Source organism: Abyssisolibacter sp. ZYX002 (genome assembly GCF_056892235.1).
Genome location: NZ_JARMXH010000004.1, coordinates 1 through 12,578, shown reverse-complemented (window position 1 = coordinate 12,578; position 12,578 = coordinate 1). Strand labels below are relative to the sequence as shown.

At 29.2% G+C, this 12,578-nt stretch carries 11 protein-coding genes; 2 read left to right on the top strand and 9 right to left on the bottom strand.

Annotated features, from left to right (window positions below; translation table 11 throughout):
- Positions 1–11: 11 nt before the first annotated feature.
- From P3X86_RS12570 to P3X86_RS12535, 8 genes are all read right to left on the bottom strand, one after another.
- Positions 12–1,526 (bottom strand): thiol-activated cytolysin family protein, encoded by a 1,515-nt coding sequence (locus P3X86_RS12570; protein ID WP_483293050.1) that lies wholly within the window; start codon positions 1,524–1,526, stop codon positions 12–14.
- A 134-nt stretch (positions 1,527–1,660) separates the two neighbouring features.
- On the bottom strand, positions 1,661–3,019 hold the full coding sequence (locus P3X86_RS12565; protein WP_483293049.1) for an aerolysin family beta-barrel pore-forming toxin: 1,359 nt from the start codon (positions 3,017–3,019) through the stop codon (positions 1,661–1,663).
- A gap of 527 nt (positions 3,020–3,546) precedes the next feature.
- Positions 3,547–4,854: an aerolysin family beta-barrel pore-forming toxin gene (locus P3X86_RS12560; RefSeq protein WP_483293048.1), complete on the bottom strand. Its 1,308-nt coding sequence runs from the start codon at positions 4,852–4,854 to the stop codon at positions 3,547–3,549.
- Between the two features lie 344 nt (positions 4,855–5,198).
- A complete protein-coding gene (locus P3X86_RS12555) occupies positions 5,199–6,599 on the bottom strand; it encodes a hypothetical protein (RefSeq protein WP_483293047.1) in 1,401 nt (466 codons plus the stop codon).
- A gap of 52 nt (positions 6,600–6,651) precedes the next feature.
- The gene (locus tag P3X86_RS12550; protein ID WP_483293046.1) at positions 6,652–7,254 is read right to left on the bottom strand and encodes a TlpA family protein disulfide reductase; all 603 of its coding nucleotides are present in this window, start codon (positions 7,252–7,254) and stop codon (positions 6,652–6,654) included.
- A 21-nt stretch (positions 7,255–7,275) separates the two neighbouring features.
- On the bottom strand, positions 7,276–8,160 hold the full coding sequence (locus P3X86_RS12545) for a CPBP family intramembrane glutamic endopeptidase (protein WP_483293045.1): 885 nt from the start codon (positions 8,158–8,160) through the stop codon (positions 7,276–7,278).
- A 3-nt stretch (positions 8,161–8,163) separates the two neighbouring features.
- A complete protein-coding gene (locus P3X86_RS12540; protein WP_483293044.1) occupies positions 8,164–9,048 on the bottom strand; it encodes a 4Fe-4S binding protein in 885 nt (294 codons plus the stop codon).
- Entirely contained in the window at positions 9,032–9,196 is a 165-nt protein-coding gene (locus P3X86_RS12535) for a CD1871A family CXXC motif-containing protein (RefSeq protein ID WP_483293043.1), read from the bottom strand. The genes P3X86_RS12540 and P3X86_RS12535 overlap by 17 nt, the downstream gene beginning before the upstream one ends.
- Before the next feature lie 150 nt (positions 9,197–9,346).
- Here P3X86_RS12535 and P3X86_RS12530 point away from each other — a divergent pair, with 150 nt between their 5' ends.
- Both P3X86_RS12530 and P3X86_RS12525 read left to right on the top strand, forming a co-directional pair.
- Positions 9,347–10,039 (top strand): response regulator transcription factor, encoded by a 693-nt coding sequence (locus tag P3X86_RS12530; protein ID WP_483293042.1) that lies wholly within the window; start codon positions 9,347–9,349, stop codon positions 10,037–10,039.
- Entirely contained in the window at positions 10,036–11,412 is a 1,377-nt protein-coding gene (locus tag P3X86_RS12525) for a HAMP domain-containing sensor histidine kinase (protein ID WP_483293041.1), read from the top strand. The genes P3X86_RS12530 and P3X86_RS12525 overlap by 4 nt, the downstream gene beginning before the upstream one ends.
- Before the next feature lie 60 nt (positions 11,413–11,472).
- Here the strand turns inward: P3X86_RS12525 and P3X86_RS12520 are convergent, their stop codons facing one another.
- Entirely contained in the window at positions 11,473–12,006 is a 534-nt protein-coding gene (locus P3X86_RS12520) for a GNAT family N-acetyltransferase (protein ID WP_483293040.1), read from the bottom strand.
- Positions 12,007–12,578 lie beyond the last annotated feature (572 nt).

The window sequence follows — 12,578 nt, the reverse complement described above, 5'->3', positions numbered from 1 at the left end:
TAACTTATATATTATCTATATTCTATAATATATCTTGGGTGGAGTGTAGTCCCCCATATTGCAACTTTGATTTGTCCTGCCAATGGCATATTATGCTCGTCAACAACCGTTCTCCACCATTCCCAGAAAAGGCCTGTACATTCTCTTGCTAAAACTCTTAGATTTCTGGTATTAGGTGGTAAATATATAGTTGTTGCAAAATGTGCTGTAAGGTCTCTATCATTTCTATTCCATGTTTTATGAGTTAAAACTTCATTCCCTTTATCATCATATGAAACTTCATCCCATTCTACATGAAACTGTGCAATATACGCTCCACTGTGATCAAGTATTAGTCGCCCACTACTATACTCAGTTGCTGTTGTTTCTACATAATCTGTTGAATTGTGAACAGCTGCTAATGAATTGTCTTTAACAAAAGTACTAGTGTAAGCAATTGGATATCCCGGATTAGTTAAACTGAATGTAGCATTATCTTTAATAACTTTTCTAATTTCTTCAAAGTCTGTTGTTATTATTTTGTTATGCTGTTGAGAATCTCCACCTATAACTACTGCTGTAAAGCTACTATTCTTAATTATGTTTTCAAATTCTGTATTTGCTCCAATTTTTTGTCCTTTGATTAGTGCTTTAAATGCAGCTTTTACTTTATTGCTTTTAGATTCTGTCTTTAGTATAACGTATATAGTTCTTCCATATGCAACATTTGAAACCATAAGCGGAGGTGAAGCATTGCTAACTCCTCTGTTTGTAAGATCACCAAACTTTACACTCGAATCAAACAAGTCTGAAGGTCTACTTGGTAACTGAGCGCTTACAGTATAAAATATTTGTTTATACGAAGCAACCATATATTTTTGTTCTCCATTACTTATTGCTTCAAAATCTATTCCAAACATTTGGTCTGCTACTTCAACATCAACATTTAATCCCATTTTGAGTTGGTTTTTACTGTAAACCATCTCTTCTTTATATTGAGTTCTTGCTGGCAATGTATGTGTACCTGAATTCTGTGCACTCCATCTATTAACAAGCTCATCTATAGCGCCTGTAACAGTCCCGTAGCTTGGATTTTGTACTTTTATTGTATTATTTGTACCTAATCCAGGTAAATCAATACTGATATTGATAGGTGCCCTATCTGCAACTAAAGCTGTTGGTCTATTATTTACAAAATCTCTATTAGCCAATAGTAATGACCCCGGATACGTACGATCTTTTATTGAGTCAATAACGCATATATCAACTGGTGACGTGCCTAGTGATCTTTTTTTATGCTGTAACACAATAAACTTTCCATTCTTATGAATTCCTTCTCTTGGTACAAGATTTTCAACAACATCTCCTTGATTTGCTAGTACCTCATATTTATTATAGTTTAGTCCTAATATACCTGTATTGATGCTGTCTCCATTAGGTTGTGTGTTTGATTCTGCTGCAAAACTGGAAACAGGCTGTGCCATCATACTTACCGAAATACCTAGAACGATAATTTTTTTTAAATATTTTGAAAATTTTGAATTCAATTTTGTTTCCTCCCCTTTGTTTTTTACGAATGGTTTGATGATTCAATTGTATTAATTCTTATATGATAATTATTGCGATTTATTGGATATTATAATATTTACTATAATTTTACTAGGCATTATGCCAATTATAGCTATCGTAGTATTACAGTCCCTGTGCCTGTTGTAACTGTACTCCTAATAACACGAACTTCACGTGTATCATTAAACCTTACATTCTTTATTGTAATGCCACTAGCTTTAGGTAAGTTTTGCCTTAAGCTGTCTATATTCATACTCTTACTACTTTCATCTACTAAGGACCCTTTTAAAGTGTTTAGATTAGTATTATTACCAGCACTATCTCCTAGTTCTTCTTGAGTCAGTGGTATAGCTTTACTTGCTTCTACTTGAACATGCGTTCCAGCTACACAAGCAAATTTTCCATCTATTTTTGCACCCATAGGTCTGCATATTCTAGATACCCAGTATTTAACACCATTAGGTGTAAACTGATTTTCCATCCAGTACCAATCCCATTCAGAGTATCCTGGTATGTGGCGGTTCTGATACATCCTTTTTATTTCTTCTTGTGCTGTTAAGTCTCCTTGTCCAAATGTAACATTTACAAATGGTCTATGTTTCGGATGGTCAACTCTAGCATTACCTCCCCATCTTAAAAAACCTGAAAAAGTAATATCATAGTCCATGTATATATTAACTGTGTATGGTATTTCTGATTTTTTCTTATAGCTTATTAATTTTATAGTCTTTTTACTCTTCGCAGGTACAGTTGTTTGATAATCTGTTGATACTGTAACACTATCTACATCTGAGGTTGTGTCAGTCCAAGATTGTCCTGCTTTGAAACTCCAGCCATGCTCAAACGAAGCGCTAGCAAATAAAACACTTACACTTCCTGTTGATTTAACTGCAAAACTTTCTTCAAATGAAATATTAGTAGATTTAGATACAGTTTTACTCTTTGTATATATAAAGCTTGCAACTGCTGTATCTTCAGTATTACCTCTATTAACAGCTTCATAGATTTGAGCTACTATTGGGTCTAAGTTTGTAACTTTTTCTGTGCCTTTTACGATTGTATTAGTATCTATATAGAATCTAACATTAGACACAGTCATTTTTAGTCTTTTATCTGCCCAAAATCCCCCCGAATGTGGGTCATTAGGATTATATCTTGCCTGTAAAACATACTTGTTTCCTTCTTTTCTAAAGTTAAAATCTTCTCCAACATATCTACTTCTTGTGCCACCACACCATCCTAAGCCCATATAGTGTGCTAAATATGCATGTTGTTTGATAAAATCTGGAGAATTTATAATTTTCGCTTTAAGATCTTCCTCGTTTATAAATGAAAAGATTTTTGGAGGAAACGCATAAAGTGAGTTATTAGTTGCATAAGCAATATTGATATTAGGCAGTACATTTAATAATAAGCAAATTACAATAAATAACGATAGACATAATTTCACAAAATTATTTTTTAAATTCATATAGTAGTAACTCCTCTCTTTTCTTTTATTAATTAAACTCTATATTTATGAAATTAAATTTAAATATGAAATCATATATTTTTATGTTTTTATGTCTAAATCATTCCTTTATTTAAGCTTTATTAGTTGTTATAAATATAACTAAAAATACTAGCTAATACTTGATATAATCTAGGTGCGCACCAATGACTAGAAAATAAATATTCATTTTTTATTTTCTAGTTTAATATTATATCTCTGTATTGTGTTAAACTTTATCATTATAAAGTTTAATTTAGTCAACTATATCATATTTATTTCCAGTGCGCAATATTTTTTTCCATTTTTCTATATTTTTTTTTAATTTGGCATATTTTTTTATTTTACTATTCATTTTTTTCCATATTATAATTTATAATTTATATTTTAAGGGTGTTTATGTTGTCAGTAAAACAATAATTCTGTCGTTTTATGATTTAAAATGAAATAAGGATATCTGAAAAATTACTTCTTCAGATATCCTTATTTAGAATATTTTTTACAAATAGCTAGCTACGTAAATTTAATGCTCCAGCACCTGTATCAACACTGCTTTTAACTACTCGTACTTCAGGTGTATCATTAAATTTGACATTGTCTATCTTAATACCATTAGTTTTTGTTAACGCTGCTTTAAAAGTATTTGGTAAACTTTTAGATGTCATACTGTTTGATGCTTCGTTACCAGTCAATGGAACTGGATCATCACATTCAACTTGTACATGTGTTCCATCTATGCAGGTAAACTTACCATCTATATTTGCTCCCATAGGTTTACAAATTTGTGATACATAATATTTTACTGCATTTGCTCCAAATTGTTGTTCCATCCAACCCCAATCCCATTGAGAGTATCCTGGTATATTCTTATTATCATACATTCTTTGAATTTCTTCTTGTGCTGTTAGATCTCCTTTACCAAATGTTACACTTACAAATGGTCTATCTTTTGGATGATCTGTTCTTGCATTTCCACCCCATCTTAAAAAGCCAGAGAATGTTATATCGTAGTCCATATATATGTTAGCTGTATATGGCACTTCTGATTTTGTTTTATAACTCATCAGTTTGATAATCTTCTTGCTTTTTGCAGGAACTGTAGTTTGATAGTTTGATGTAACTGTACTACTTTCTGCATTTGCAGTTGAATCAGACCATGATTGTCCAGCTTTAAATTCCCATCCATATGTCATTGATCCACTTAAAAACAACACGCTTATAGAAGCTGTATGTTTTACTCCTATAGTTTCTTCGAAAGAATAGTTTGTTGAATGAGTTACTGTTTTCCCTTTTGTATAAGTGAAACTAGCATTCGCAGTATCTTCACTGTTAGTATTATTAACTGCATCAAATGTTTGCGCTACTACTGGATCTAAGCTCGTAACTTTTTCTTTACCTTTTACAATTGATTCTGTATCTATATAAAACCTAACATTTGATACTCTCATTTTAAGCCTCTTGTCTGCCCAAAAGCCACTTGCATGTGGATCGTTAGGGTTATATCTTGCTTGTAAAATGTATCCATCTCCATCTTTTCTAAATTCAAAATCATCTCCAACATATTGACTGGCTGTACCACCACACCAGCCAAAACCCATATAATGTGCTAGATTTGCATGATTTTTAATAAATTCTGGTGAACTTATTATTTTAGCCTTCAGATCTTCTTCATTTATAAATGGAAAAAGTTTTGGAGGATATTTAGTAATCGAAGTATCAGCTGCATATGCAACATTACTAGGTACTAAATTCAAGGTCAAACACGCTGCTACAAATAAATATAAAACTGTTTTAATAAATTTACTTTTGATTTTCATAAATATAACCTCCTACATCAATATTGTTTACATAATATTAATATTTCCTGATTATGTAAACGATGTTTATACTATTATTATACCACGAAAATCTATTGTATCAATGTTGTTTCACGCCCAAAATCAACAGTTTCATTGACTATTTGTATAATATATTGAAGAATGTCCAATAAATAATGATTAGTTTACATATGTGTTGATTTATTATGTTATACATGAGAAAAAGAAGTGTCTTAAAAAGACACCTCCAAGGGGCTGATATTTTACTTATATACAATTTTTAACATAGAATTTAGTAAATTCAATAATATTCACTATAAGGTATTATACAAATTCTCTATAAACTATTTTTCTATGACATAAGAACTGTCTTTTTTAGTATAATCCACATCTTGTATTGTTAAATGCTCTGTTTTAATGTTCAATTTTCCACCATTTTCTTTTATATTACTTTTTTTAATATATATTATATAATACATTCCATCGTCAGAATTTATAGTGTCTTGCCCCCTAAGTTCAATTTTACTTTTATCTCCACGATTTGCTGTACCAGTAGTATTGGTATTTAATGTCTTATATTCATTACTCACTTTAAAATTAATGAATTCACCGTATTCCATAGAACCTGGAAATATATTCTGATTAATTACTACTTTTGTATAATCACTTAATTTCATAATTTTATAAAGTTTTTCTATCTTCTTTGATGCCTCTTTTTGAGTTTCCTCATAATATTTATCTATTTCTTGTTTAAGTTTCTTATTATCTATTGCTTTTGTTTCTTTAGTTATATTAGTTAATAACTCTAAAGGATGTTTTCCTTTAGCTATAGTATCTATTAAATCATGCTTCCCTTTCATCGCTAAATAAAATAGTGGCAAAGATGCTGTATGGTAAAATTCTTCAGTCTTGTTTCTTATTGTTCCTTTTATACTTTTTTTGTTTAGCTCATAAGCATACTTTGCTATAGATTCTAAGTTTCCTTTTAACTCTGGTTTTAGCGCGACTGCTAAATACATGTTTTCTAAAAATGTAGCAGTCCCCTCGCTTATTGAAATATTTAAATTTCCTTCTAAATCACCATTATACTCTTTCTTTAGTTTATTGAAATAATAAAGAGCTTCGCTATCGCCTTTTTCATTCTTGCCGTCTATTTTTTCTCTTAATCTAGTATCTGCTTCATTCATATAGTAGCGTGCCATAACATTCTCAGGGTATATTGTACCTCTAGGTAAGCTTTTCTCTACTCCAATTTTATCTATCCATTTTTGTCCATAGAAATGATAGCCTTCATGCACAGCAAAGTTAAAAGCCAGATTGTCATCACCTTCATACTTCACAAATATTGTGTCTTTTCCTTTGATTTTTCCTTTTGAATAATAAGACAATATTTTATCATTTGGTAATTCTGTTTTATTAACAATTTCTTTTTTACCATTACCATCAATATTCCATATTACAGCTTTTTCGTTTTTATCTGAAAAAAATACTACTTGCTTATCTTTTATATCATAACCACCCCAATATGGTAATCTAAAATCCCTAATATTATCAAGCATTCTAATTATATTTACATAATCCTTAGGTACATCTGCACTTTTCTTCTTTCCATTTTCACCTTTACTTATAAGCTTTTGTTTAGCATTTGATTCTTGGCTTGATACTTTCTTTCCTTGTGTACAACCAGTTGCAATCATGGCTATTGTTAAAGCAACTGCTATCGCTAATCGTCCTTTTCTATTCATTTTATGTCCTCCTTCAATAGTTAGTATTGTTTTGTTCCGTTATAGAACTACCTTATTTATTTTTTAATGCTTTTGTTATTATCTTTTTGAAATGCTCATAATCAGCACCACCTGGAACAAATTCATCTAATATCTTACCCTCTTTGTTTACAACTAATGTAACTGGAATATAGTCAAAGTATTTAGTTATCTGGGTGGTAAGTTCTTTATTTTCTAACAGGTTAGTGTAACTAATATTCTTTTGCTTTAAAATGTCTTTTGCTTCATCTTTTTCTTGCTCACTAACCAACCCAAGCACTCTAACCTTACCTTCAAATTTTTTTGATATTTTTTCTAACTCGGGCATCTCCTCTATACATGGATTACAACCAACTGACCACAAATTTATCAATGTTATATCATGTTCCTTAAATATTTCGCTGTTTATGCTATTTCCTTTAGTATCTTTTGTGCTAAATTTTAAAATTTTACCTGCTATTGGATTAGCCTCCGATGTAGACTCAAATGAATCGCTATTACTATTAGTTGCTTCATGTGCTTGTTGGCTAGCCATTTCATTACCTCCAAATAGTCCAGGGTTAAAAACAATTAAACATGTAAAAATACCAAGTACAACAACTACTACCGAAAACGAAACCATTAATTTTTTATTCATAATATTCTTCCTCTCTTTTTTTTATTTGTAAACGGAATAAACAATTGATATAATACAAGCCATCATAAGTGGCCATTCTACAAATGTCACATCATGTTTGTTATCTTGCTCTACTAACTTATCATCAATAGCCTGTGTAGAGTTATTTATAGATATGATTTTAAGCCATTTTATTAACAAAATGATTACTACTATAGAAATTGCTGCTAATATCACCAATATCAAAGCATTGGATTCATACCAATAAATAAATTTAGAGATTATATTACTTGGATATCTTTCTATAAAGACACTAAGTCCATTCATCATAAAGTGCATAAGCATAGCCGGTAATATTGAATCCGTTATTACAACGACATACGTTAAAACTATACCTACAACCATGGTATATGATAACTGAATAAAGTCATTATGAAATAACCCAAATAATACTCCATTCATTATTGCTACTTTCCATAACGGTATACCCCTATAACCATTTAATACTATCCCTCTCATCACTACTTCCTCGCAAATCGCAGGAGTTATAGCTATCATGAATATTGACATAAATAGTGAAACTTCATTGCCTCCTCCACTCATAGTTGCCATGGAATTATATCCATTTCCTATTAAGGTGCTCATAATATTAGCAGCTACTGCTGTTATAGGCTGTAATGCTAAAAGTATAAATGCTGATATAGCTAATTGTTTTATATTGACGCTATTTAACCTTAAAACTTTTTTAAAACTTTTATTACTAACAAGAATGTATATAACTGATGGAACTAATATGAATAAATACATATAAGATACTTCTATAAAATTCTGACTTACACCTAACTTAGTTATAACCATATTACCTAGTGGCAGTAAAATTGCTATTATTAAATAAAACATATTGCTTTTAAATCTCTCATAATACATTATTTAATTTACCTCCTTTTTTATTAATTTATCTTTATTGTTCTTTAAACTAAAGCTACTTTTCAATGCATCTGTAGGGCAGTAAGTTATACATTCGCCGCACCTTATGCATTCAGCACTATTTTGATTTTCTTTTGGATTAATATCCATTTTACAAACTCTGCTACATTCATTACAAGAGATACATTTATCATTATCAATAGTTATTTGATAAAACGAAACTTTGTTAAAAATGCCATAGATTACTGCTAATGGGCAAAAGATTTTACAAAATGGCCTATATATGAATACAGATAAAACTAATATGACAATTAATATAGACAACTTATAAAAATATAAAAAACCTATTATACTCTGTAGCGATTTATTTATTAATACTAAAAATATTCCTCCTTCTAAAGTCCCTACTGGGCAAATATACTTACAAAAATAAGGCGCTCCTGTCCCAACATCATTAGTAAAAAACATTGGCAAAATTATAACTGTAACTAACAGTATAGGATACTTTACATACTTAAATATTTTATGTAATTTATATTTTTTGCTAGGTATTTTATATATCATATCTTGTAAAAATCCAAATGGACACAAGAAACCACATATCAATCTTCCAAAAAGTATTCCAAGCATTATTAATGTACCGAAGATATAAAATGAAAAGTACTTTTTTCTCTTACCCAATACTGCTTGTAATGACCCTATAGGACATGAAAACCTAGCTCCTGGACACGAATAACAATTCATAAAAGGAACACAGACCATTTTTGTATTACTTTTACATATTGTTTTATCTATAAATCCTCTAAAATAAGAATTCGTTCCTATTAAAGTAAGTATCTGAATAATCCTTCTATTTATTAATGACTTAAATTTATCCAATTCCAACACACTCCAAACATATTCTTATTCCTTTATTTAGCACTAAGTGTGTCTCTTCTTTATACATGCCAATTGTCACAAGTACTAACGATAAAATTAATAAACCAATTTTAATTGAAAGTATCAAAGACTTCTTGTCCTTACTATAAATTTTCAAAAACTCGCCCTCCCATCTAGTATGAGTTAATTATATTCATAGTCATTTAAACTATACTTAAACCAATCTTAAATAAATCTTAAAAATATAATTGTTTATTATCTAGATAAGTAAAATATGATATATTTATGAATAGAGAGGGTGAAATAAATGTATGAGATTAATATACTAATAGCTGAAGATGATAATGATATAAGAGAATTACTTAAAATACACATTGAGAATGCAGGTTACAATGTAATAGAAACTGATAATGGAACTAGTGCACTTGATATTATTAAAAATCAAAAAATTCATTTGTTATTATTAGATATAATGATGCCTAAGTGTAATGGCTTTGATGTGGTTAAAAAATTGCGAAATGAATCTAATTACTTACCTATAATAATCATTACTGCTAGAATCGAAGAAGACAATAAAATTTTAGGATTAAGTCTAGGTTCTGATGACTACATATGTAAACCATTTAGTTATCGTGAAGTTATATCTAGAATAAATGTTCAACTAAGACGGCATTTTAAATACAATAACAATATAAATGAACTTTATAAAAATGGAGAACTAATCCTTGATACAACTCAATACATTGTTACTAAAAAAGGTACTGTGCTTTCCCTTAATCCAAAGGAGCTTAAATTACTAGAGGTATTTATTAAGAATCTAAATAGAGTTTTTACAAAAAAACAATTATATGAAAAAGTATGGAATGATAACTATTTTGGTGATGATAATACTATAATGGTTCACATTAGTATGCTTAGAGATAAAATAGAAGACAATCCTAAAAAACCAAAATATATTCAAACTATAAAAGGTATAGGCTACAGGATGGTGAATTTATGATAGAGAAAGGAAGTAAAAATAAAATACAAAAACAACTTTTCTTAAATTATGTAATAATTTTTGTTTTAGAAGCAATAATTATAGTACTTATATTATTTTTAGGTAACTACTTTGTAGATCAATATAAAAACTCTAATTTACAAAATCCTGATGTTATATTAGATAAAATATACGAAAATAGATTTTACTCTCTTCACAATATATATTTACCCCCAAATGTTATTGTTGAGCTTTTAGATGATAATTTTCAAGTATTGGATAGTATTAATAGTACCCATAATATTGGATATAAGTATAAACCAATAAAATTATTAGCACCAAAAACTAATACAAGTGTAGTATCTTATACTGATACTGATCTATCTGGAAATAAAATCAATAGTGGATATTATATAATAACATCTGATTGGGAAAATATATTATTAAAAATAACCAAGGTTCATAACGCTGTTATTTTGATTACTTTTTTATTATGTTTATTTTTGACATTTATTGTTCTTTCAAAATTAAACGCCCGAAAGTTTATTAACCCAATAAATAAACTTTTATACGGACTTAATCAATTTCAAAACCATAATTATGGATATATCATAGATTATAAATATAATAATGAACTAGATGATCTGAAAGACTCCTTAAACAATATGTCTGCAAATCTGCATAACGAATTACTTATGCGAAAAAAAGCTGAAAACAATAAAAAACAACTAATATTAGATATTACTCATGATATAAAAACACCACTTACTAATATAACTGGTTATTGTGAAATTCTTAAAAATGAAGAATTAGATTATGTTACTCACAAAAAATATCTAGATGTAATAATAGCAAATAGCGATAGAATCAATACACTAATTAAAAATCTACATGAGGTTTCATACTCAAATGGAGATGCTCTTACTATGGATATTATTGATATTTCAGAAATGCTTAGGGAACTAGTTATAGAGTTTATTCCGATAATAGAAAGCATCTCTATGTCTTATGATGTAAATATACCTGATAATCCTATATACTGTAATGTAGATAAACAAAAGATCTATAGAGCTTTAAGTAATATTATAAATAATAGCATAAAATACAGCGGAATAAACACCACTTTGTTTATAAAAATGAATACTAATGAATCACATGTTATTATTGTCATAAAAGATACAGGCAAAGGTATGAGCAAAACACTTGCTAATAATGCTTTCGAGCCTTTTATTAGAGGTGATAAATCTAGAAATTCAAACATAGAAGGTAGTGGAATAGGTCTTACTATTTCTAAAAAATTAGTTGAAATGCATGGAGGTTCTATAGCTTTAGATACTAATTTAAACAACGGGTGTAAAATCACTATATTATTACCATTGCATCTATCTAAATAATCAACGAAAGCTCCCTTAGATACTATATAAGGGAGCTTTATCATATTTATATATTTAATATTAAAAAACATATTCTAATTGACAATCATAAGGCTCTAATTCAACCTGCTTCTTAGATAACCATTTAGCCTCAACACATCCCATCTGTTTATAAAATGATTGTGTTTCAACTGACGAATGGCCTGATATGTATAGTTTATTAGCACGCAATATCCTTGCTTTATCAACACAATTTTTAAACAGCAGTTTGCCTATGCCTTTTCTTCTTAAATCACTAGAAACTTGTAACTCTATAAGCTGTAGGTACTCTTTATTCTGACCTATTCCCGTGCCACCTAATGACGCGAAACCCACTACTTTATCTTCTATTACCACACAAAAAACAGCCCCACCATCTCTTAATGTTTGTTTTAATTCTTCAATAATAGCTTGTTTTTTATCATTATCCCAATACTCTGTGAAATCTGTATCTTTTATAATTTTCTCACCGTTTTCAACTCGCCATACTTTTTTTACTTCTTGGTATCTATTGAAATTCTTGAGCAATTCTTGATGTATTTCATCTATTTTAAGCTCTTTTACTATAACGTTCATATAACCATCTCCTCTAATATGTTCATTATATCATTAAAACTGTGGATAATTTATGATGTTTTATTATTTTAATCCACAGCTTTAATGATACTGTGAACACTATTTTTAGCTTTGCTTGATATTATTAGCTTTAAAATTGCTAGACGCTGGAAAACGAGTGAAATACAAGGCATCAAAATGTTTTAGTGAAAGAACGTTACTTTTAGTACGTGAATAACTTTAATCTTTGATTTACAAAAAATAAGTAAAAATTAGTAACCAAAAAACTAATAGGCGTTGTATGTCGAGTGAAGTGCAAGGAACATAAAAATTCTAGTGAATGAGCGTACTAGAGTACGTAAGTGAACTAATTACTACCGAAAAGTATCAAGGGTTTATAAAAGGAATGAGCATACTTAGGATGTATGGCTTAAAAATTTTGATTTACAAAAAATAAGAAACCAAAAATTATCTAGATGTTGGATGATGAGTAAAGTGCAAGGAATAAAAAAATTTCAGTGAATGAGCGTATTTTAAGATACGTGATTGAACTGAAATTTTTATATGACGCCGCAATTTGCCATCATACGACG